At 55.2% G+C, this 20937-nt stretch carries 20 protein-coding genes and 1 pseudogene; 9 read left to right on the top strand and 12 right to left on the bottom strand.

All coding sequences use genetic code 11. The annotated features are described in order from the left end of the window. Positions 1-106: 106 nt before the first annotated feature. Positions 107-1504 (bottom strand): phenylalanine transporter, encoded by a 1398-nt coding sequence (gene pheP / locus M8Q36_RS13375; RefSeq protein WP_096325423.1) that lies wholly within the window; start codon positions 1502-1504, stop codon positions 107-109. A gap of 92 nt (positions 1505-1596) precedes the next feature. Beyond that, positions 1597-2367, bottom strand: coding sequence for a DeoR/GlpR family DNA-binding transcription regulator (locus M8Q36_RS13370; RefSeq protein ID WP_249881204.1), 771 nt, complete (start codon positions 2365-2367; stop codon positions 1597-1599). A gap of 97 nt (positions 2368-2464) precedes the next feature. Here M8Q36_RS13370 and M8Q36_RS13365 point away from each other — a divergent pair, with 97 nt between their 5' ends. Beyond that, positions 2465-2851: a VOC family protein gene (locus M8Q36_RS13365; protein WP_249881203.1), complete on the top strand. Its 387-nt coding sequence runs from the start codon at positions 2465-2467 to the stop codon at positions 2849-2851. Positions 2852-2889: 38 nt separating this feature from the next. Here M8Q36_RS13365 and M8Q36_RS13360 read toward each other — a convergent pair whose 3' ends face one another. After that, a complete protein-coding gene (locus tag M8Q36_RS13360) occupies positions 2890-4830 on the bottom strand; it encodes a methyl-accepting chemotaxis protein (protein WP_249881202.1) in 1941 nt (646 codons plus the stop codon). A gap of 297 nt (positions 4831-5127) precedes the next feature. Then, a complete protein-coding gene (locus M8Q36_RS13355; RefSeq protein WP_017458690.1) occupies positions 5128-5388 on the bottom strand; it encodes a DUF2534 family protein in 261 nt (86 codons plus the stop codon). Between the two features lie 158 nt (positions 5389-5546). Between M8Q36_RS13355 and M8Q36_RS13350 the strand changes: the two genes are divergently transcribed. The 4 genes and pseudogenes from M8Q36_RS13350 (at position 5547) to M8Q36_RS13335 (ending at position 8218) form a co-directional block, all read left to right on the top strand. Continuing rightward, complete coding sequence (locus M8Q36_RS13350; RefSeq protein WP_249881201.1) at positions 5547-6020, top strand: NUDIX hydrolase; 474 nt, start codon at positions 5547-5549, stop codon at positions 6018-6020. Positions 6021-6144: 124 nt separating this feature from the next. Further along, complete coding sequence (locus M8Q36_RS13345; RefSeq protein WP_249881200.1) at positions 6145-7554, top strand: glutamine synthetase family protein; 1410 nt, start codon at positions 6145-6147, stop codon at positions 7552-7554. 76 nt (positions 7555-7630) lie between these two features. Further along, a complete protein-coding gene (locus tag M8Q36_RS13340) occupies positions 7631-7870 on the top strand; it encodes a type II toxin-antitoxin system RelB/DinJ family antitoxin (protein WP_017458693.1) in 240 nt (79 codons plus the stop codon). 61 nt (positions 7871-7931) lie between these two features. Beyond that, positions 7932-8218 (top strand): annotated as a pseudogene (locus tag M8Q36_RS13335) (type II toxin-antitoxin system RelE family toxin). A 23-nt stretch (positions 8219-8241) separates the two neighbouring features. On the opposite strand, the gene M8Q36_RS13330 reads toward M8Q36_RS13335, so the two are convergent. Further along, a complete protein-coding gene (locus M8Q36_RS13330) occupies positions 8242-8766 on the bottom strand; it encodes a GNAT family N-acetyltransferase (RefSeq protein WP_249881199.1) in 525 nt (174 codons plus the stop codon). Between the two features lie 96 nt (positions 8767-8862). On the opposite strand from M8Q36_RS13330, the gene M8Q36_RS13325 reads away from it, so the two are divergent. Then, complete coding sequence (locus tag M8Q36_RS13325; RefSeq protein ID WP_249881198.1) at positions 8863-9759, top strand: LysR family transcriptional regulator; 897 nt, start codon at positions 8863-8865, stop codon at positions 9757-9759. Positions 9760-9767: 8 nt separating this feature from the next. On the opposite strand, the gene M8Q36_RS13320 is transcribed toward M8Q36_RS13325, so the two are convergent. From M8Q36_RS13320 to betC, 4 genes are all read right to left on the bottom strand, one after another. Further along, entirely contained in the window at positions 9768-11981 is a 2214-nt protein-coding gene (locus M8Q36_RS13320; protein ID WP_502825472.1) for a TonB-dependent receptor, read from the bottom strand. Positions 11982-12030: 49 nt separating this feature from the next. Then, positions 12031-13116, bottom strand: coding sequence for a YncE family protein (locus tag M8Q36_RS13315; RefSeq protein WP_249881197.1), 1086 nt, complete (start codon positions 13114-13116; stop codon positions 12031-12033). Between the two features lie 321 nt (positions 13117-13437). Next, positions 13438-14382: a choline ABC transporter substrate-binding protein gene (gene choX, locus M8Q36_RS13310; protein WP_249881196.1), complete on the bottom strand. Its 945-nt coding sequence runs from the start codon at positions 14380-14382 to the stop codon at positions 13438-13440. Positions 14383-14384: 2 nt separating this feature from the next. After that, positions 14385-15926: a choline-sulfatase gene (betC, locus tag M8Q36_RS13305; RefSeq protein ID WP_249881195.1), complete on the bottom strand. Its 1542-nt coding sequence runs from the start codon at positions 15924-15926 to the stop codon at positions 14385-14387. A 105-nt stretch (positions 15927-16031) separates the two neighbouring features. Between betC and M8Q36_RS13300 the strand changes: the two genes are divergently transcribed. From M8Q36_RS13300 to M8Q36_RS13290, 3 genes are all read left to right on the top strand, one after another. Continuing rightward, on the top strand, positions 16032-16961 hold the full coding sequence (locus M8Q36_RS13300) for a LysR substrate-binding domain-containing protein (RefSeq protein WP_249881194.1): 930 nt from the start codon (positions 16032-16034) through the stop codon (positions 16959-16961). A gap of 103 nt (positions 16962-17064) precedes the next feature. After that, positions 17065-17901, top strand: a complete 837-nt coding sequence (locus tag M8Q36_RS13295; RefSeq protein WP_249881193.1) for an ATP-binding cassette domain-containing protein — start codon at positions 17065-17067, stop codon at positions 17899-17901. Positions 17902-17909: 8 nt separating this feature from the next. Then, positions 17910-18743, top strand: coding sequence for an ABC transporter permease (locus tag M8Q36_RS13290; RefSeq protein ID WP_249881192.1), 834 nt, complete (start codon positions 17910-17912; stop codon positions 18741-18743). Here the strand turns inward: M8Q36_RS13290 and M8Q36_RS13285 are convergent. The 3 genes from M8Q36_RS13285 to M8Q36_RS13275 all read right to left on the bottom strand — a co-directional run bounded on the left by M8Q36_RS13285 (position 18737) and on the right by M8Q36_RS13275 (position 20924). Then, positions 18737-19123 carry a hypothetical protein gene (locus M8Q36_RS13285; protein ID WP_249881191.1) on the bottom strand — a complete coding sequence of 129 codons (387 nt, stop codon included), beginning with the start codon at positions 19121-19123 and terminating at the stop codon, positions 18737-18739. The genes M8Q36_RS13290 and M8Q36_RS13285 overlap by 7 nt on opposite strands. Before the next feature lie 120 nt (positions 19124-19243). Next, on the bottom strand, positions 19244-20110 hold the full coding sequence (locus M8Q36_RS13280) for an ABC transporter permease (RefSeq protein ID WP_249881190.1): 867 nt from the start codon (positions 20108-20110) through the stop codon (positions 19244-19246). After that, positions 20082-20924: an ABC transporter ATP-binding protein gene (locus M8Q36_RS13275; protein ID WP_249881189.1), complete on the bottom strand. Its 843-nt coding sequence runs from the start codon at positions 20922-20924 to the stop codon at positions 20082-20084. The genes M8Q36_RS13280 and M8Q36_RS13275 overlap by 29 nt, the downstream gene beginning before the upstream one ends. Between the last annotated feature and the right edge of the window lie 13 nt (positions 20925-20937).

The following is a 20937-nucleotide window of genomic DNA, read 5'->3' as shown; positions in this document are numbered from 1 at the left end:
ATTCTGCGATTGGCCATAAGATCCGAGGCTATCACAGTTGAGACATAGACATCATCACCAGTCCGGCAGGCCGCAGCCCACTGGATCTGGTAGGGAGTCGCACGAGTTACCCGCGCTTCGGCGTACGACGCAGCAGTTTGAAAGCGACAAACAGGAACACAATCCATACCGGCAGCAACACCGCTGACAGGCGCATATCGTCCATCGTGCACATCAAAACGAGGATCATCAGCATGAAGCCAATGCACAGATAGTTACCCGCCGGAAAGAGCAGCGCTTTAAACTGCGGATCGCGCCCTTTGCGGCGCATCGCCGCGCGGAATTTCAGGTGCGCCAGTGAAATCATGATCCAGTTCAGCAGCAGCGTCGCCACCACCAGCGCCATCAGCATGGCGAAGGCTTTTTGCGGCAGCAGATAATTAACCAACACCACCAGCGAGGTGATAGCCCCCGAGAGGAACAGCGAATTCACTGGCACACCACGGCGGCTGACGCGCGTCAAAAAGGCCGGCGCGTTGCCTTGCACTGACAAACCAAACAGCATACGGCTATTGGAATAGACACCGCTGTTATACACCGACAGGGACGCCACCAGAATGACGAAATTGAGCGCTGATGCCACCAGATTACTGTCCAGTTCGTGGAAAATCATCACAAACGGGCTGCTGTTGGCTTTGACGTCAATCCACGGATAGAGCGCCAGTAGCACCACCAGCGAGCCGATATAGAAGAGTAAAATGCGGTACACCACCTGGTTAACCGCTTTCGGAATGGTGGTGTGCGGCTCACTGGCTTCCGCGGCGGTAATGCCGATCAGCTCCAGGCCGCCAAAAGAGAACATAATCACTGCCAGCGCGAGGATAAGCCCGTGCCAGCCGGTGGCGAAAAAGCCGTTATAGCGCCAGAGGTTATCGAAGCTGGCGCGCTCACCGCCATGGCCGGTAAACAGCATCCACAAGCCAAAACCAATCATGCCGATAATCGCCAGCACTTTAATCAGCGCAAACCAGAACTCGGTTTCGCCATACAAGCGCACATTAACGAGGTTGACGGCGTTGATGATGACAAAGAAAGCGGCGGCCCAAATCCAGGTCGGCACGTCCGGGAACCAGTACTGCATGTAGATACCGGCGGCGGTCAGTTCCGCCATTCCCACCAGCACAAACATCGCCCAGTAGTTCCAGCCGGAGAGGAAACCGGCGAACGGCCCCCAGTATTTGTAGGCAAAATGGGAAAATGAACCAGAAACCGGCTCTTCAACCACCATTTCACCGAGCTGGCGCATAATCAGAAAAGCGATAACCCCGGCAATGCCGTAGCCCAGTAACACGGCAGGCCCGGCCATCTGGATCGCGGGGCCAATGCCCAGAAAAAGCCCGGTGCCAATCGCGCCGCCCAGCGCAATCAGCTGAATATGGCGGTTTTTTAAACCTCGTTGTAGTGTCGGCCCTGCTTCCGACGCGGCATCGGTGCTACTTCCCGCTGCCTGTGACGCGTTTTTCACGTCCTTCCCCTTTGTGGTTTCATTTAAAGGGGCACCTTTTAACATCTCCGCTGTGGGCTGGCAAGAAATGAACCCTGCGCGTCTGGTGATGTTTAAACCGTCAGGATCTCAATATTCTCTGCGCGCAAGGCCTGATGAAACGCTTTGCTGAGATCGGTTTCGACCACCAGCACATCAATCTGCTGGCTGGCAGCAACAATGTAGCGGGCCACACCCGGGATCTTACTTGCCGTTAAGGCCACCACCACCTGGTTGCTTTGGGCAATCACCGCCTTTTTAAATTCGCAGTCGGCATAATCAAACCCGGTCAGCCCCATCTCCGGCGACATCGCGCAGCCACCGATAAACGCCTGATCGAAAATGATCCCGTTAAGCTGGCTGATTGCCGGTGCGCCGACGCAACCACCGGTGCTGCTCTGCACCACCCCACCCAGCATGATCACTTCGCAGCGGGGATATTTACACGCAACAGCGGCGATTTCCGGTGAGTTAGTCACTACCGTCAGGTTTAACTCTGGCGGCAGCGCTTTTGCCAGTTCAAGGTTGGTGGTACCAGTATCAATAAAGATGCAGGTGCCGGGTTGAAGCAGTTGCACGCAGCGCTGCGCGAGGAGGCTTTTTGTTGCTCGATCCTGCTCTTTTCTTTGCGTAAAGCTCCCGGCAGTTGCCAGCTGCAATACCGCGCCGCCATAGACCTTCTTGCAGATGCCCGCTTTACTCAGTTCCTGCAAATCGCGGCGAATGGTGTGCTCTGAAACCTGTAATTCAGCGGCCAGCTCCGTACAAACTACCCGTCCCTGCTCCTGAAGACGCTGGCGGATCAGATCTTGTCGTTGATCCGGAAAAGCTGCATAATCGAGCATAAATCCTCTTTTTTAAATTTAAATCGAGCAATAATGAGCACAATCATGCAAATGAATCAGGCTGTCAATTACCATCCCCTACGCCCTGGAGGTCACCTTGAACATTGCCCATGTCGCACTCTGGACACGCCATCTCGACGCACAGCGCGCATTCTGGCGCGACTTTTTTGCCGCCACCAGCAATGAGAAATATGTCAGTCAAAACCGCGCCGGTTTTGCATCCTATTTTATGTCGCTGCACAACGGGCCAACCATTGAACTTATGACCGTGCCGGAGCTGGCCGATGCGCCAAACGCCGCAGAGTTTGTTGGCTGGGCGCATATCGCTATCAATGTCGGCGATGTTGGGGCGGTGGATGCGATGGCAGAAAAAGCCCGTCAGCAGGGCCGGTTAGCCAGCGCCGCGCGATGGACGGGGGATGGTTTTTACGAAGCCGTGATTCTGGATCCGGATAATAACCGTATCGAACTGGTTGCCGGCTAAGATAGGCAGAGAGCCTGTTGCCAGGCTCTCTGTTGAGGTTACGCGTCGAGGCGGAACTGATGCACCGTCTGCGCCAGTTGCTGCGCCTGATCTTCGAGTGAGGTTGCTGCCGCAGCCATTTGCTGCACCAGCGAGGCGTTTTGTTGCGTGACACCGTCCATTTCATTGACGGCAATCGTCACCTGGCTAATGCCTTTGGCCTGCTCATCCGAGGCGCTGACAATCTCATTGATGATGGTCTGCACGGAATTCACCGCCTGCGTCATCTCCTGCATGGTGTGACCGGCATCGTTCACCAGTTGCACCCCGGCTTCGACGCGTTTGCTGGACTCTTCAATCAACGCGCCGATATCTTTCACCGCATCGGCGCTGCGCTGCGCCAGGTTGCGCACTTCAGACGCCACCACCGCAAAACCACGCCCTTGCTCACCGGCACGCGCCGCCTCTACCGCGGCGTTCAACGCCAGGATATTGGTCTGGAAAGCAATGCTGTTGATGATCGCCGTGATATCGCCGATTTTTTTCGCGCTGTCGTCAATTTTCGCCATCGTTTCCACCACCTGACCGACCAGCGTTTCACCCCGGCTGGCAATCTGCGTGGCATTGGCGGTCAGCGCCGTCGCCTGGTGGGCGTTGGCGGCGTTATGTTTCACCGTGGCGCTAAACTGCTCCATACTGGCGGCGGTCTGTTCCAGCGCTGCGGCCTGCTGTTCAGTACGTGAAGAGAGGTTAATGTTGCCGCTGACAATCTCGCCAGCCCCCTGACGCACCGAGTCACTGGCTTCTTTGATCTGCCCGACAATCTGCCGTAACTGCGCCTGCATGGTATGCAGGGCATAGAACAGGCTGCTGCGATCGTTACCTTTCACCGGGATGGTGTTATCGAGTTTGCCGTCCGCGACCGCCAGCGCGATATTCGCCCCTTCCAGCGGTTCGCCACCAATCGGTTTCAACACTTTACGGCTGAAGACCAGGCCGAGCAGCGCACACACCAACAGGATGCTGATAACCCCCAGAACAATGGCGTACATCAGTTGACGGTTAGCTGCCGCCATCACCGAACTCACCGGCGCAACGACGCCGAGATACCAGTTATCGGTACTGTTGCCAATAGAGACTGGCTGCCAGGTGATCAGCGCTTTTTCGCCGAGGATCGGATCATCTTGTTCCACGACTTTACTGGTGAAGCCCTCTGTTTTACCGGGGTAAGGCTTACTGGTCAAGTTTTTATCCGGGTAAGAAATCACCTTTCCGGCGGTAGAGAGCAGCACTGCATAACCGCCCCCTTCCCACGGTTTGATCTGATTCACTTTCTGTTGCAATGAAGCCAGCGAGATATCCGATGTCACAACGGCATGCAGTTTGCCACCGCTGACAATCGGTGCTGCCACTGAGGTCAGCAGCGTCGGTACACCGTTATAGGCATAGCTGTAAGGCTCAATTAACGTGTCTTTCTGGCTTTTTTGCGGCAGCAGATAGTAGTCGCCCTGGCCTGGCGTAAAGATCGACGTTAACGGGTGCAGCTTAAAATTACCGGATTGATCGTGATCGACAAAGAAGGCGTAGCGGCCTTTGGGTGCCTGATCGGGTTTATCCGCGAACTCTGCATCGCGACCGTCATAGGCGTTGTCTTCAAAAATAACCGAGATAGAGAGATAGTCAGGATTATCGCGCAGGGCGGAGATCAGCAGTTTATCCGCCGCCTGGCGGTCAGTGATCCCGGCTTCTGGCAAGGCAATCATACTGTGACCGAGGTTATGCGCCACATCGCGGGCATAGTTCAGTTGTTGCTGGATAGTCAACGCCTGGCTTTCAGCAATTTTTTGCAGATATTGTTCGGCGAGGTGTTTTTGTTCACTGCTGGACTGCCAGCTCAGTACCCCGATAGTGACAACAAAACCGAGGGTGATGGTGATGGCTCCCGTCAGCAACATTTGCGCGCGGGTGCTCATTTTTTTGGTCACAAATTCTCTGGCCATTACGGCTCTCCTGGAGTCAGCCTTTACATCGTCATCTTCCTTTCAGCTCGAACTCCCTGTGAGATCTCTATCGGCGATTATTTTTTGATCTTTAATTGTTAACGGAGATGTTATTACGAGGTAAAAACGCGTTTGCAGGCGATAAACAGCAGCCTGCACAAGCCAATGAATGTAGTGGCAGTTAACCTATCGGTCACTGAGGCTTACTGCAGAACTTTACGCTGAGGACGCGAGAGATCACGATTTCGATTAAGGCGCAAGAGAGACAGCCCCGACAGCACGCCAGGGCAGGAGGGATTAGCCACGATCGTCTTTCGGGCCAAGGAAATAAAAACCAAACGGCAGTGAACCAATGATGGTGAACATCAGGCTGTAGATAGCAACCCATGCGCCCTGCATGATAAACATCGTTACCGTCCAGGATTCCATCGGCAAATTGTACTGATCTTCAACGCCCTCGAAGGTCACTTTCGAAATGACGCTGACGGCAACCAGGAATACAATCACCACCGCAATGATAAATTTTTTCCCCTCGCGGGTACGCAATTTTTCCAGCATATAAACCTCCTGTCATGTGGCTTTTCTGTGCCGCGAGTGTAACCGATCTGCTGCCTGGTTGTTGTGAAAAATCAGGAAAAAGGCCATTTGCGCGAAACCATAACAAGCCCTGGCGATACCCTGATACGGCTGCTTTAGCCATTAACATGGAGAAAACAATGAGTAAGGAAATCCCGATACGCTGCTTTTCGATAGCCCTGTTTGTGCTGTGCAACTCCGCAGCGGGCTGGCGCGTTCTGCTGCTTAAACGCAGCGGTAAAATGCTTAACGGCCTGTGGTGCCAGATTGCAGGCGGCATTGAACACGGTGAAACAGCCTGGCAAACCGCACGGCGTGAAGCTCAGGAAGAGACGGGCTTGCAGCTTAGCGAACTCTATTCCGCCGACTGCTGCGAGCAGTTTTACGAAGCGCACCGCGACGCCATCACCGTCGTGCCGGTGTTTGTTGCGTACGTCGATGAAGCCTGCGAGATAACGCTTAACCACGAGCACAGCGAATACCGTTGGGTCAGCTTTGCTGACGCCCACGAATTGCTCACATTTCCAGGCCAGCGCAAAACACTCGACTGGGTAAAAACGCATTTCGCGGATAGCGCGCCCTCGGCGCTGCTAAAAATGCCTTCTACGCTTTAAGCGCGCCATTTTTATACTATTTTTATCGCCGCGTATTTCCTTTTTACGCGGCGTTTATATCAAAATAAAAAGCGCTCTTTTATGCTGAGTTCACCGCCAAAAAGGCCTGACAGAAAGAAAAAAGATGAACTCGCTGATGACTATTCCGCTGCTGAAAAATATCCGCACCTTTTTTACCACCACAACATTTCCAACACCGTTGCATTCGCGATCTGTGTTGATGGTGGATCAGGAGATCAGACAATTTCAGCAAAATTTTTCTCATGAAATCAAGGAGTATCTGAACGAACACCCGCAAACAAAACACGTTGATATATATCTTAACGATACCCATGGCACATTCCGCGGAAAAAGAGTCGCCGTCGAAAACTTATTTTCGCTAAGCTCGGGTTGTTATTTTCCGCAATCTGTTTACGCCATGGATCGCGAAGGGAAAATAATCACCTCTTCACCCGACAGACTTATTAACGAAGAGCCTGATAATGTATGTTTACCCGTTTCCGGCACGCTACGCCCGAGCGCGCACGATCCACGCCATAACGCGCAATTATTATTAACCATGCTCGACAGCAATAATATGCCGTGGCCGCTGGAGCCAAGAGTTATATTGCAAAATGTGCTGCGTCAGTTTCACCAGCATGGTCTTTACCCGGTGGTGGCAGCGGAAATGGAGTTCTACCTTGTAGATCCCGCTGCACAGCAAAACCGCCCGCAGGGCTGTTTTCATCTGGCCGTGCCGTCCACCTACTCTGCGTTTATTGAGGAACTGGAAAGCATGGCGGCAGCGCAGCGTCTTCCCTTATCCGGCATCGTTAGCGAAGCCGAAGCCGGGCAGTTTGAACTGAATATGTGCCATTCATCCAATGTTGTGGAGAGTTGCGAGCAGGTGCTGGCACTGCGCAAACTCACCGGTACCGTAGCGGAGAAATTTGGCTATCAGGCCAATTTTATGGCGAAACCCTTCTCAGACCTGGCCGGTAATGGCCTGCATTTTCACGTCAGTCTTAATGACACGAATGGCGAAAATGTATTTGCCAGCCCGGCGGAGGCACCCAATGAGATGGTGCGACTCTCCCTTGCCGGCATGCTGGAACTGATGCCCGCGTCGCTGGCGATCATGGCGCCGGGCGTCAATGGGTTCAGGCGGTTGCGTAAGAATCTGGATGAGCCGCTTTTTCACTCCTGGGGTTACAACAAACGCAACGCCGCGCTGCGCATTCCCTGCTCTGACGCGCGCAACCGGCGGATCGAATATCGCCTGGCGGGCGCGGACGCCAACCCTTATCTGGCGATGGCGACGTTACTGACGGGTATGTTATACGGCCTGGAGCGTATTGATGATGACGCGCTGGCCAACTTCACCCGCGCCTCGCCCGATCTGCCGTTATTCCAGCAACCTGCACTGGAGGCGTTTCGCCAGTGCACCTATCTGGCGGACCATTTAGGCAGCGCGTTTTGCGAGCAGTGGTATCACGGCAAGCTGGCGGAACTGAACGCGTTTGAGCGCATTGTGACGGCAGACGAATTGTCCTGATCTGCCTGGCTGCGGTTGCATCAAGGTCTTAACCTTGCCATTATGTCATTACAAACGTAATGACAGGGGTAAATCCATGGGCAATTTGAATGTTCGTATCGATGACGATTTAAAAGCGCGTTCCTTTGCCGCTCTGGAAAAACTTGGCGTAACACCTTCCGAGCTCCTGCGACAGACGCTCGAATATGTTGCCGAGAACGGCAAGCTACCGTTTCACCGCACACTGCTTAATGATGAAGATCGGCAACTGATCGAAATCGTGCGTGAGCGTTTACGTGATCCGAAACCGGTTCGTGTGACACTGGACGATTTGTGATGAAACGCTGATACATGAATGCGGCCAGGGAAAGGCCGCTTTTAGCAAACAAGGAGGTGGTATGGTTTATCAACTGGATTTCGATGAACGCGCGTTAAAGGAGTGGCGAAAGTTAGGCAGCCTGTTCGCGAGCAGTTTAAAAAGAAAATTGCTCAGGTACTTAAAGCGCCGAGGATTGAAGCAAACAGACTCAGCCATTTACCTGATTGCTACAAAATCAAACTGCGCGCTTCAGGTTATCGCCTTGTCTACCAGGTGAACGATGGTCGGATTGTGGTGTTCGTTGTCTCTGTCGGAAAACGCGAACGCAACACCGTGTATAGCATCGCAGAAAAGCGCCTGAAATAACCCGCGCTGCGCGGGCTGCTCGCTCACCCGGGCTGCGGAAGCGTGCCATCCCCCTCCCCCAGCGGGCGCTGCATCAGAACGGTATCCAGCCAGCGCCCGTGCTTCATGCCGACACTTTTCAGCGTGCCGATAACCACAAAACCGGCGCGGCTGTGCAGGCGTAATGAACCTTCGTTTTCGCTGTTGCCGACGTTGGCGATGAGCTGGCGGTAACCGTTTTGCTCCGCCCAGGCCACCGCGCGGGCGAGCAGTGCTTTGCCTGCGCCTTGCTGGCGAAAGTTGTCATCAACATAGATGGAATCTTCCAGCGTGTACTGATACGCCCGCCGCTCGCGATAGCGCGATAAATAGCAGTAACCCCGGACTTGCCCTTCATGCACGGCGACATACCACGGCAAGCCATTGTGGCGGGTTTTCGCCAGCCGCGTACGCATTTCATCCACGTCCGGCGCTTCGGTTTCGAACGTGGCGTTACCGTGCGTCACGTGATAAGCATAAATCTGCACAATCGCGCTAAGATGATGTTCTTGCGCGTCAATAATTTCCATAAACTGTTCCCCGTTTGATGATATCTACAGGCTACCGGTAACGCCGCCCGCGCGGCACCAGGCTGCGCTTATCACCGTTATAAGGAAAACTTTGCCATGCCCCACTTCAGCTTTGACCAGTTAGCGACGTTTAAGCTGGTGCTCGCCCGCGGCAGTTTTACCGCCGCCGCAGAGGTGTTAGGCATTTCGCAACCCGCCGTCAGCCTGCAAATCCGCCAGCTTGAACAGGCCCTGCACGTCCGCCTGATTGAACGTTCCGGGCGTGGTCTGCGCGCCACCGCCGCCGGAGAAACCTTTCTGGCGCATTGTGCGGAGATCGAAAATGCCGTCAGCGCCGCGGTGCAGTCGGTAGCGCAGCATCAGCACGCGGTCAGCGGCAGCGTGACGATAGGCACCGGCGCGACGACCTGTATTCACCTGTTGCCGCCGCTGCTGCAAAAGTTGCACCGCGAGTTCCCGTTACTGTCAGTCGGGGTGCGTACCGGCAACACCAGTGATATCGTGCGCGCGGTGGAAGAAAATCGTATCGATATCGGCCTTGTAACGCTGCCCGCCAACGGGCGCAATCTGGCGATTTCACCGCTATTCACCGAAGAATTTGTGGTGATCACTGCACAAGACGCTGACGGCGTTTTATTGCCGACGCCGGCAACGCTTGCGCACCTTCCGCTGATTGTTTTCGAATCCGGCAGCAGTACGCGCCTGCTCATAGAACAGTGGTTTAGCGCAGGCGGTGTCACCCCCGCGCCGGTGATGGAGCTGGGCAGTATTGAAGCGATAAAACGCATGGTGCGCGCCGGGTTGGGTTACAGCATCGTGCCCGGCGTGGCGGTTCAGGCTGAAGAAGACCGCCAGGGCCTGCGCGTACAATCGGTGCAGCCGCCGCTCCAGCGCCAGTTAGCGCTGGTAATGCGGCAGGATAAAGTGGTGAGTCGGGGGATGCGGGAAGTGTTGAACAGCCTGCAACAGGCGGGCATCACGCCCGCCGGGTAAAACAACTATCAGAAGTCGTAACTCATTGAGACTTTCACGGTGCGCGGATCGCCCTGGTAAATATAGGTGCCGTTGTCTTCTACGCTGGCCCAGTATTTCTCGTTGGTGACGTTATCCACGCCCACGCGCCAGACCATCTCGTTTTTCTCCGCATTCAGCTGCATACGATAGCGCAGGCCAAGATCGAGTGTGGTGTAACTGTCGAGTTTGCGGGTATTGGCGGTGTTTACATATTGCGAGTCGGTATAGTTCACGCGTGCCGTGGCGGTCAGGCCATCGACCGGTTTGATGTCATACTCGGCCCCCATCACCCCGTAGAAATTCGCCACACCAATCGGGCGATTGCCCTGGTTGACGCCATCTTTGGTTTTCGTCAGCTCGGCATCCAGCCAGGTCGCACTGCCATTCAGACGCAGACCGAGCACCGGCTCCCCAAACAGATTCAACTCCACGCCACGGTTACGCTGCTCACCGTCCAGCCCGTAAACATTGGTCGTGCTATTAAGAATGCCGGTCGGCTTTTTGATTTCAAACAGCGCCAGCGTACCACCAATGCGTCCAAAGTCCGTTTTCACGCCGATTTCGTTCTGTTTAGAATGCGCAATCCCCACGCTTTGATAGCGATTTTCCGCTGTCTTCGGCGCTACGCCGCCTGGCTGCAACGCTTCGGTATGGTTGGCGTAGAAAGAGACGACATCCCACGGCTTATAGACCACACCGTACGTCGGCATCCAGCGATCCTGGGTATAACGCGCAGTGGTGGTTTCCGCACCGGTGGCATTGCTGTAGTTACGCACCCACAATTTCTGGTGACGTGCGCCCACGGTAAACAGCAGGCGGTCGTCGAATACGCCGAGCGTGTCGCTCAGGGTATAACCCTGCGAGCGGTAGCGCGCGGTTGTCAGCGGGTCACTGTAGTTGCCGCTATGGGTCAAATTGTCCGGCAGCGGGATCGCCGAAGGATCATAAATGTTCACCACCGGCAGATTTTTTTGATCGGACTGGGTCCAGGCCACGCGATCGCGCTTGATGTTCGCCGAATAACCGACGTTCACTTTATGGGAAACAAAACCGGTATCGAAGTTACCGCGCAACCCTGCCATGCCGCTCCAGGAGTCGGAAATCCGCACCGTATCCATGCGGCTGAAGGTGGCGTCACCGTTTTTATTAAACAGTTTAGGCGCGCCATACGTGCCGTCTTCATGGGCATGTTGGCCGCCGAGCGCGCCGTAAGCTGTCCAGTCATCGGTCAGATCATATTCAGCGCGCGCCAGGCCAAATTCGTTCTCAATATCACTGTGCGCCCAGCGCTGGCTGTAGTTTTTGCGGGTATCCGGCAGCGTCGGAATAAAGTCGACGGCGCTGATATTGACGCCCATTTCGCCGCCATGAACCGTTTTGTTCTGGTAACCGAGATCCAGCGACGTGCGCAAGCGCTCGCCACGATAATCAAGGCCAATTGACGCAGCCGTCGTGCGGCGATGGTCATCTTTCACCGCGGCATCCCCTTCGCGATGCAGCAAATTCATGCGTACGCCGAACTGGTTGTTATCGCCGTAGCGACGCCCCACATCCAGCGAACCACCGACTTGCGAGCGGGTGGTGTAATCGACACCCACGCGGGTAAGCGGCGTATCGTCGGCATGTTTCGGTTCGAGGTTAATCATCCCGCCGACACCCGAACCCGCAGACCCGTTCATCAGCGCGTTCGAACCTTTAAAAATCTCCACGCGCTCCAGCATCTGGGTATCGACAATCTGGCGCGGCACAATGCCCGCCAGACCGCCCATCAACATGTCGTCGCCATCAAGCTGGAAGCCGCGAATACGGTACGTTTCGGCAAAGTTGCCGTAACCCTGGCCAACCTGCACGCCCGCATCGTTACTGACCACATCAGCGATGGTTTTCGCCTGTTGATCCTGCACCAGCTTCGAGGTGTAACCGATAACGTTAAACGGCACATCCATCGCTTTTTGCTCGCCCAGCACGCCAAGACGGCCGCCGTGCGCCACCTGACCATCAAGGAATGCAGGTACGAGATCATTACCGCCAGGCTTAAATTCGCTGTTCACCGTGGTCTGCACGACAATGGTTTCTTCATGCGTGGGTTTTACGCTGGCGTCAGCCGTCGCTGCCTGTGCGTTATGCGCGACCGCGCCAATGACCAGCGCAAGCAAGGTCTTGCGCAAAGGTATCGAATGTTTTTTGCTGTTATTCATCATTATTAGCTATTGAAATAAAAAGAAATGGCCCGTTTCCAGGCCAGCGTCATTACTTGTTCAGATCGATCCTGACGACACTATCCGGGCCGTTGGTGGAGTGATCTTTGTTAAATGCCTGTTTGACGGTGACAAACAGCGTCTGACCATCGGCGGAAAGCAGCAGGCTGTTTGGATGCGGCGGCAGATCCCAGCGCTGTTTTACCGCATAGCTGGTTGCATCAAGGCTCAGCACGTTGCCGGACTCACGCTGGGTAATATAGATTTCATGGCGTTTAGCGTTGAATTTCACCGCCAGCGCATCGCCCTCAAGCTGTTTCACAATTTTGCCGCTGTGGATATCCAGCACCAGCGTGGTTTTGGCTTTTGAATTATCGGTAACGAACAAGCGGCCGGTGGCCTCATCTTCAGCGATATTCAACAGCAGCGCCGGTTTGTCGCCCAGTGGTTTCCAGCGTTGCTCGATACGATTATTGCGCGGATTGACCACCAGGATTTCGCCGCCGCCATTCGCCACGTACAAACGTTGCGTCTGCGCAGAGAAGTGCAGACCGGTCACCCATTTGCCCGCATTTTTGATACGCGCTTTGACCTTCAGGGTTTTCGCGTCAACCACCCACACCAGCGCCGGATCGGCAACGGCGCCGATATATAAATTGCCGTTATGCAGCACAATTTCACGCGCGCCATAGGGCAGGCCTTTTTCGTTGCGTTCCGGGAACAATGTGCGGGAAAGCACTTTGCCGGTGCTGGTGTCGATGGCGCTCACGCCGCCGTCCAGCGAATTAGTGACATACACGGTTTTGCCATCCGGGGAGATAGCCATGCCAAAGTTTTTCAGGTCAGTGTGGGTCGCGCCGAGGGTTTTAAGCGTTTTCGGATCCAGCTTGTATACCACTCCGCCCTGCACATCTTTAAAGCCTTCCGCGCTGGCAACATACAGCGCATCGCCTTGCGGACTGAGCGCCATTTCATACAGACCGCTCGCCAGTTCGCGTTTCACCATGCTCTCTGGTAACTGCGCCGCCGCAGATTTTGCTGCTGGTGCCACAGGCTGTGCGCTGCTGGTGGTATGTGCGCTGCAACCGGCAAGCGCCATCGCCGCCAGCAGAGCCAGCACGGAGGTGTTCATCTTCATGGGAGATCCTTTACCGTTAATGTCATCAGGGCAGACGAGCGCCCACGCCACGCATCCTGTGCGCGATCGTTTGCTGAGGGCAGATGCGGCCCGGCGCAGCTCGTCACAGCTTTTCAGTGTTCCCTGTCAGCCTTCACGCTCACTGTTATTGCGGGGAAGATCCTGTTGTACCCACAAACACTAAAGAGAATGAGAACTATACGCATTCTTTACTTTCGAGCAAGAACTATCGTTTTACTTCGCTGTCGTGGGGATAAATTAAGCGGTAAAAAAAGCGAAAAGCGCCGGATATGCAGACATCCGGCGCGAACAGCGGGAAAATTACAGACCGAGCGCTTTCTCGACGGCCGGTTGTGCAGGTTGACCGTCGCGCGTGGTAACACCCGCGAGCCACGTTTTTAACAGTTCCGGGCGTTGTGCCAGCTCGGCTTTCGCCGCCGCGTTGACATCTTCTTGTTTATCCAGCACGCGGGTGATTACTGCGTTTTCAAGCGCGACATCAAACTTCAGCTGGCTATAAAAGCGATTAAGGTTCGGGCAATCGGTGGCGAAATCTTTGCGTGTCACCGTATTTACCGTCGCGCTACCGTAATTCGCACCAAAGTAGCTGTCGCCGCCGCTCAGGTAGGCCAGCTTAAAGCGCGTGTTCATGGCGTGCGGCTCCCAGCCTAAAAAGACGATCCACTCTTTGCGCTCCACCGCGCGGGTCACTTGCGCCAGCATGCCGCTCTCGCTCGATTCCACCAGTTGCCAGTTTTGCAGGCCGAAATCATGTTTATCGAGCATCTTTTTAAGGTTTTGGTTGGCCGGCGCGCCCGGCGCAATACCATAAATCTTATGGTGAAATTTATCGGCGTACTTTTGCAGGTCGGCGAAATCTTTCACTCCGGCTGCGGCAACATAATCCGGCACCGCCAGCGTAAAACGCGCTGCAGGCAGGTTTGCGCCGATCACCTTAATTGCGCCGTCGGCGGTAAATTTACCGATCACCGGCTCCTGCGCAGGCATCCAGTTACCCAGAAAAACATCCACCTGGCCGGTTTTCAGCCCCTGAAAAGCCAGCGCCACAGAGAGATTCTGCACTTTTTGCTGGTAACCCAGCGCGTTAAGCACCACGCCAGAAAGCGCATTGGTTGAGGCGATATCCGTCCAGCCCGGATCGGACTGGGTCACCGTCGCGCAGCGCTCAGCGTCGGCGGCGAAAGCATTCAGTGAAACGCTGCCAGCCAGCGCCAGCAGTAAAAGTTTGCTCACAGTGTGGTTCATTGTTATTTCCCGGCCGGTTGTTTTAAAGGGTGCGGATAACGGGCAAAAGCTTCCTGTTCATCCAGCGTTTGGTGGTTACGAATGTAGCGCTGCGACGCATCCTGCTGCGGTTGGAAATCCCATTTTGGAATGGCATCGCGCCCGGCGATGCGGGTTAAAAAGAGCCGCCGCTTCTGGCTTGCCAGCACCTGCTCACGCAGCGCCGCCACATCCCAGTGCGCGTCCGCTTCAGCGGCAAACGCATCTGCCACCGTCTGGTATTCGCTGTGTGTCGCCAGGTTTTCGCGCTCATGGGGATCGCGTTGCAAGTGGAATAACTGTGGCGCTTCGCTAAAAGAGTGAATGTATTTCCACGGGCCACGGCGGATCATCAGCATCGGTCCCAGCGCGCCTTCGGCAAGGTATTCGCTGTACGCCCCATCCGGGCCGTTTTCGCCGCGCAAATGCGCCACCAGGCTGTTGCCATCGAGCGGGGCTATCGCCTGCGCTTTACGGTCTTCTCCGCTTGCCAGTTCCACCAGCGTTGGTAGCAGATCCACCAGCGACACGCTTTGTGCGATACGCTTCGGCGTAAACCGCGCTGGGTTATGCACAATAAATGGAATGCGTACCGCATTCTCGAAGAAAGTCATTTTGTACCACAGGCCGCGTTCACCCAGCATTTCACCGTGATCGGCGACCACCAGCACCACGGTATTTTCCGCAAGCCCGGTGTCCTGCAAGGTTTTCACTACCTCGCCGAAACAATCATCCACATACGCCAGCGCACCATAATAGGCGTGACGCGCGCGGCGAATGTGGTCGTCGGTAAGCAGCCCTTCCTCCAGTTGATACATCGCTCGCAAGCGTGCCGAATGCGCGTCGTCTTCCACGTCTTCACGGCGTGTTTGCGGCAGATCGATATCCTCTTCGCGAAAACGATCGAGATAGCGACGCGGAATGGCGAACGGATCGTGCGGATGAGTCAGCGACAGCAGCAACATAAAAGGCTGTTCCGACGGCCGACGTGCAGCGTCATATAACCGCTGGCGTGCGAGAAACAGCGCTTCGTCATCAAAATCAAGCTGGTTGGTGCGCACGCACTCCCCCGCATCCAGCACCGAACTCATGTTGTGATACCAGTCAAGACGGCGCTCCGGGCGTTCCCAGTCCGGCGTCCAGCCGAAGTCTGCCGGGTAGATATCGGTGGTCAGGCGTTCGTCAAACCCGTGGAGCTGATCCGGGCCGCAGAAATGCATCTTGCCGGAAAGCCAGGTGCGGTAACCCTGCTCGCGCAGATAATGACAAAAGGTTGGTGAATCGGCATGAAACTCGGCGGCATTATCATAAACGGCGTTGCGTGAAATAAATTGCCCGGTCATCAATGCGGCGCGCGACGGCGCGCACAGCGGACTATTACAGTAGGCAGATTCAAACACCACCCCTTCGTTGGCTAATTTATCAATATTCGGTGTCAGACTAACCTTATTCCCATACGTTTTTAATGCGCTGGCCGTTAATTGGTCGGCCATAAGAATAACGATATTCGGTTTCTTTATAAGCATGCGACATCCAAAAATAAAATAGACGTAAAAAACGTGATACGTTTATCTCACGCATATATTCCTCTGTGAAGGGGTTATTTCTTTATCGTGAAATAAGGTGGAATTATGGCAGACAAATTACAACTTCCGCCTTTACAGGCGCTGGTGGTATTTGAGGCGGCAGCAAGATTAGGTAATTTCACCGCTGCCGGAAATGAGCTGGGGCTTTCCCAACCGGCGGTGAGCCAGCGCATTCAAATGCTGGAAAACCGGCTTGATGCCCCGTTATTTGAGCGGCGGCATCGCGGCGTGCAGTTAACCGAGTCCGGCCATAGTCTGTACCTGATTGTCCGCAGCAGCCTGAGCGACATCAGCGAGCAACTGGAGCGCACCCGACGCAAGCGCAACGTGCTGCGCATCGACACCGATATGGGTTTTGCCAGCTACTGGCTGCTGCCGCGAATGGAGCGCTTGCAGGCGCTGATCCCCGGAGTGGAAGTGCAGGTTACCACCTCGCCCAATGACTACAATTTTCGCGACAGCAATGCCGATCTGGCCATCTATTTTGGTCAGGGAAACTGGCCGGGAACGCAGACCCAACGCCTGTTTCCGGAAATTGTGTTCCCGGTCTGCGCACCGGAAATAAAGAAGAAAATGGAAGAAAACATGCAGACGGAAGCGCTGCTACGTTATCCGCTGTTAAAGCTGCCGGAAACCCGCCCGCAGCGCTGGATGACCTGGGAGGACTGGTTTCGCTACCACCAGATTTTCGGCCAGAGCCATAGCGCCTCGCGTACGTTTAATGCTTACTCGCTGGTTATCCAGGCGGCGCTGGAAGGCCAGGGCATTGCCCTTGGCTGGCAACCGTTAATTGCACCATTTATTACTCATCAGCAGTTAGCGCAGTGCGGCCCGGCGGTGCGAACCGAGCGCGGTTATTATCTTATTTCTGCCAGCCATAAACCGATTTCCGCCCAGCAGGAAAAAGTCAAATCATGGTTATTAGATGAAGCCTGGGGCTTTCATGAAAACACAACGTCAATTGCCGGTTTTTAAATAAGCTCATGCAGAAAAAGCATATCAGCAAAGTTAAAATAAATACTCCAGCCAATTCTTTTACGTTAGTGTGAACGCGAAACCCAAAAATAAAGCAAACATTATGTCGCAACCTTTATTTGAGTTACGCGCCGTGGATAAAAACTATTATTCGACGCGCCGAAAAAGTATTTTCTCACGCCGGGAAAAAGGCGTACCGGTAAAAGCCCTGCAAAATATTCATTTGCAGATTTTTGCCGGTGAGATTTTTGTCATTGTGGGCTTATCCGGCTCGGGCAAATCGACCCTGCTACGCACCTTAAATCATCTGATCCCGGCCACTTCTGGCGACGTCACTTTTCAGGGGCGCGCGCTGGCAACGTTGTCTGCGCATGAGCTGATTGCGCTGCGCCGCCAGCATATGAGTATGGTGTTTCAGTCTTTTGCGCTCTTTGATGAGCGCACGGTGCTGGAAAACGTCGCCTTCGGTCTTGAAGTTGCCGGTATTCCGCGTGAAGCGCGGGAAGCCAGGGCGCTGACCATGCTTGAGAAAGTGGGCCTTGCGCAGGTTGCTGAGCAGTATCCGCACCAGCTTTCTGGCGGCATGCAGCAGCGCGTTGGGCTGGCGCGGGCGCTGGTGGTGGAGCCGACGGTGCTATTAATGGATGAAGCGTTTTCCGCACTGGATCCGATTATCCGCCGCGAAATGCAAAGCCTGCTGCTGATGCTACAGACGGGCTCGCAACGCACCATCGTCTTTGTCACTCACGACATGGAAGAGGCGCTACGGCTGGGTTCGCGCATCGCGATAATGGAAAAAGGCAAACTGGTGCAGGTAGGTAAACCGGAAGTGCTGATAAACGCCCCTGCTACACCTTATGTGCGCCACTTCTTCTCCGGGGTGGACGTTTCCCGCTGGCAACTGGCGGAAAACTACGCCGATATCTGGGGCACTCGTTAAGGAATACCATGGCTTACCCATTAGATTTTAGTCGGCAGATTGATGATGCTGTCCACGCGTTACTGGCAAATGCGGGCGGGCTTTTCGACGGCATCGCGAGCGTTATTGATCTGTTTGCCGGTGGTCTTGAACAGTTGATTAGCGCGCTCTCGCCGTGGGGGTTGGTGGTGCTGGCGGTCGGACTTGGCGCGTGGCGCATCGGCAAAGGATTTGCGCTGTTCGCGCTACTGGCAACCCTGTACATCATCTATAGCGGCTACAGTGAACATGCTGCAATTACGCTGGCGCTGACACTCTCCTCCACCTTTTTTAGTCTGCTGCTCGGTATTCCGCTTGGGATCTGGAGCGCGCGGCGAGCAACGGTGGGCAGCATTGTGCGTACCCTGCTCGATTTTATGCAGACCATGCCTGCGTTTGTTTACCTGATCCCGGCCACCATTTTGTTTGGCCTTGGTCGCCCGCCGGGTATTTTCGCCACAATCCTGTTTTCGATGCCACCGGTAGTGCGATTAACCGACTTAGGGATCCGCCAGGTCAACACTGCACGGCTGGAAGCGGGGATCGCCTTTGGTTGTACGCCGTGGCAACTGTTGTGGAAGGTACAACTTCCGGCCGCGCAGCCGTCAATTATGGCGGGCATCAATCAGACCATCATGATGGCAATGTCGATGGTCATCATCGCCTCAATGGTCGGCGCTGGCGGGCTGGGCAACGATATTCTCAGCAGCATTCAACAACTGGAAATCGGGCTTGGGTTGCAAAGCGGTATTGTAGTGGTGCTGATGGCGATTTTGCTGGACCGGTTATCCGCCAGCTTTGCCCGCCGCCCTACCCATCAATAACCGCGTAATTTTGAACGTTGCCAGGCGCCGTCGACCAGCTCGGCGGCGGCCTGCACCTGGTCGCGAAATGGCGCGCCGAAGGTTTCCATCAGCGCGGCGTGTCGGGTGAGAAAACGCATCCCTTCGTCGTTGCCGACAATGCTCTCCAGAAACCAGTCTGGCACCTCTTTTTTCAGGCACAGCTCACACAGCGAGGCGGTGAATTGCGCACGCTGCGCGACATCATTTATCCAGGAAGGTTGCTGGTTATCCATCTCGCTGGCCACGGTCGCTTCCAGAGCGCGCTGCGAGCGGCGGTAATATTCGCGGATCTTCGCCGAACTCCACGCTTTGCCAAAGAACAACAGCAATATTGGCACTACACACCAGAAGAGGGTCATCGCTTACTCGTTGTCTGTTTTTTCGCGCAGAGGATAGTACTGACAAAACCTGACAAAAGCATTAGCCGGGATCACTGTTTTGCCCGGCAGCGCCGGGCAGGAGGGAAAAACGTGCGGCGCTTAACGCTGCATTCCCCAGCGTTTAACGGTCACTTTCTCAAGGCTGGCAAAGACCACGCCTTCCACCAGTAAACCAATGGCAATCACCGTGACCAGCCCGGCGAATACGCGGTCGGTGAACAGCTCGTTGCGGTTCTGGAAAATATACCAACCCAGCCCGCCCTGTCCGCTGGACGCACCAAATACCAGCTCGGCGGCAATCAGTGTGCGCCAGGCAAAAGCCCAGCCAATTTTTAAACCGGAGAGGATCGCCGGAAGCGAGGCCGGGATGAGGATCGTCAGCACGTAACGTGGCCCGCTCAAGCCATAGTTGCGCCCCGCCATGCGCAATGTCTCCGGCACACCGCTAAAACCAGACCAGGTATTGAGCGCAATCGGCCACATCACCGAATGCACCAGCACAAAGATCAGGCTCGCATTCCCCAGACCAAACCACAGCAGCGCCAGCGGCAACAGCGCAATCGCCGGCAATGGGTTGAGCATCGCCGTTAACGTGCTAAGCAGGTCACGGCCAAACTGCGTTGTCACCGCCAGCGCACTGGCGACCAGCGCCAGCAGGCTGCCAATCAAATAGCCTTTCAGCAAAATACTCAGCGAGTTAATGATTTTTTCCGGCAGTTCGCCGTTACGCATATCTTCACTGAAAGCGTGCCAGGTTTGCAGCACGCCCGGCAGCATCAAGTCGTTATGCTGTACCCGCGCCGCCACTTCCCACAGCGCCAGTACCAGTAGCACAATCAGCGACTTGCGCAACCACGCCTGATTCCACAAGCGCTGGCTTAGCGGTAATGGTATTTCAACCGGCACATTGCGCAGCGGCGGCAGCTCGCGTTCAAATTCAGGACGAATGTACGGTGGCTGCGACATAAGCCGGCTCCTTGTCAGATGAAAGGGATGCGCCAGCGCCACCAGCCGGAAACAGCAGATCATGGATATGCTGCGCCGCCTGCTGGAACGCTTCGCTACCGAAATCATTAAGCGTGAACTGATGGCAGTTCAGTTCTGCCCTGACCCGCCCGGGATGCGGCGAGAGCACCAGAATACGGCTGCCGACCGCCAGCGCTTCTTCAATCGAGTGGGTGACAAACAGCAGCGTAAAACGTTCCTCTTCCCATAATGCCAGCAACTCTTCCTGCATGGTGCGCCGTGTCAGCGCGTCGAGTGCAGCAAATGGTTCGTCCATCAGTAAAATACGCGGCTTCATTGCCAGCGCCCGCGCAATCGCTACGCGCTGTTTCATGCCACCGGAGAGCATATGCGGCATCACATCGGCGAAATCCGCCAGCCCGACTTTGCCAAGAAAATGCAGCGCCGCCTCTTTCGCCTGTGCGCGGTTCGCTTTGCGGCTCGCCAGGAGCGGGAACATGACGTTTTCCAGTACCGTTTTCCACGGCGGCAGTTGGTCGAACTCTTGAAACACCATCATCCGTTCAGGTCCAGGTGCGGTGATAACGTCGCCCTGCAAGGCAATCTGCCCGCTGCGCGGCGCGAGAAAACCGCCCGCCGCTTTCAGCAGGCTCGATTTTCCACAACCAGATGGCCCGAGCAGAATAAAACGATCGCCGGGCCAGACGTCGAAACTGACATCATGGGTCGCGCGTACCTGCCGCTCGCGGGTGCGGTACTCAATATCGACGTGGCTGACTTGTAATAACGGCCCGTCATGTGGATGCGTTGCCATCGTTGCCTCCTGA

The sequence above is a fragment of the Kosakonia sp. R1.Fl genome, assembly GCF_023516815.1.
GTDB lineage: Bacteria > Pseudomonadota > Gammaproteobacteria > Enterobacterales > Enterobacteriaceae > Kosakonia.
Note: the sequence above shows the minus strand (reverse complement) of the source record. Positions and strands in the feature narration are given on the sequence as shown.

What these genes read in the sequence shown, in the direction of transcription:
- M8Q36_RS13370 (WP_249881204.1), bottom strand. Translation starts at nt 2,367, where the DNA reads ATGCTCGATTATGCAGCTTTTCCGGATCAACGACAAGATCTGATCCGC.
- M8Q36_RS13360 (WP_249881202.1), bottom strand. Translation starts at nt 4,830, where the DNA reads ATGGCCAGAGAATTTGTGACCAAAAAAATGAGCACCCGCGCGCAAATG.
- M8Q36_RS13355 (WP_017458690.1), bottom strand. Translation starts at nt 5,388, where the DNA reads ATGCTGGAAAAATTGCGTACCCGCGAGGGGAAAAAATTTATCATTGCG.
- M8Q36_RS13350 (WP_249881201.1), top strand. Translation starts at nt 5,547, where the DNA reads ATGAGTAAGGAAATCCCGATACGCTGCTTTTCGATAGCCCTGTTTGTG.
- M8Q36_RS13345 (WP_249881200.1), top strand. Translation starts at nt 6,145, where the DNA reads ATGAACTCGCTGATGACTATTCCGCTGCTGAAAAATATCCGCACCTTT.
- M8Q36_RS13340 (WP_017458693.1), top strand. Translation starts at nt 7,631, where the DNA reads ATGGGCAATTTGAATGTTCGTATCGATGACGATTTAAAAGCGCGTTCC.
- M8Q36_RS13330 (WP_249881199.1), bottom strand. Translation starts at nt 8,766, where the DNA reads ATGGAAATTATTGACGCGCAAGAACATCATCTTAGCGCGATTGTGCAG.
- M8Q36_RS13325 (WP_249881198.1), top strand. Translation starts at nt 8,863, where the DNA reads ATGCCCCACTTCAGCTTTGACCAGTTAGCGACGTTTAAGCTGGTGCTC.
- M8Q36_RS13320 (WP_502825472.1), bottom strand. Translation starts at nt 11,981, where the DNA reads ATGATGAATAACAGCAAAAAACATTCGATACCTTTGCGCAAGACCTTG.
- M8Q36_RS13315 (WP_249881197.1), bottom strand. Translation starts at nt 13,116, where the DNA reads ATGAAGATGAACACCTCCGTGCTGGCTCTGCTGGCGGCGATGGCGCTT.
- choX (WP_249881196.1), bottom strand. Translation starts at nt 14,382, where the DNA reads ATGAACCACACTGTGAGCAAACTTTTACTGCTGGCGCTGGCTGGCAGC.
- betC (WP_249881195.1), bottom strand. Translation starts at nt 15,926, where the DNA reads ATGCTTATAAAGAAACCGAATATCGTTATTCTTATGGCCGACCAATTA.
- M8Q36_RS13300 (WP_249881194.1), top strand. Translation starts at nt 16,032, where the DNA reads ATGGCAGACAAATTACAACTTCCGCCTTTACAGGCGCTGGTGGTATTT.
- M8Q36_RS13295 (WP_249881193.1), top strand. Translation starts at nt 17,065, where the DNA reads ATGTCGCAACCTTTATTTGAGTTACGCGCCGTGGATAAAAACTATTAT.
- M8Q36_RS13290 (WP_249881192.1), top strand. Translation starts at nt 17,910, where the DNA reads ATGGCTTACCCATTAGATTTTAGTCGGCAGATTGATGATGCTGTCCAC.
- M8Q36_RS13285 (WP_249881191.1), bottom strand. Translation starts at nt 19,123, where the DNA reads ATGACCCTCTTCTGGTGTGTAGTGCCAATATTGCTGTTGTTCTTTGGC.
- M8Q36_RS13280 (WP_249881190.1), bottom strand. Translation starts at nt 20,110, where the DNA reads ATGTCGCAGCCACCGTACATTCGTCCTGAATTTGAACGCGAGCTGCCG.
- M8Q36_RS13275 (WP_249881189.1), bottom strand. Translation starts at nt 20,924, where the DNA reads ATGGCAACGCATCCACATGACGGGCCGTTATTACAAGTCAGCCACGTC.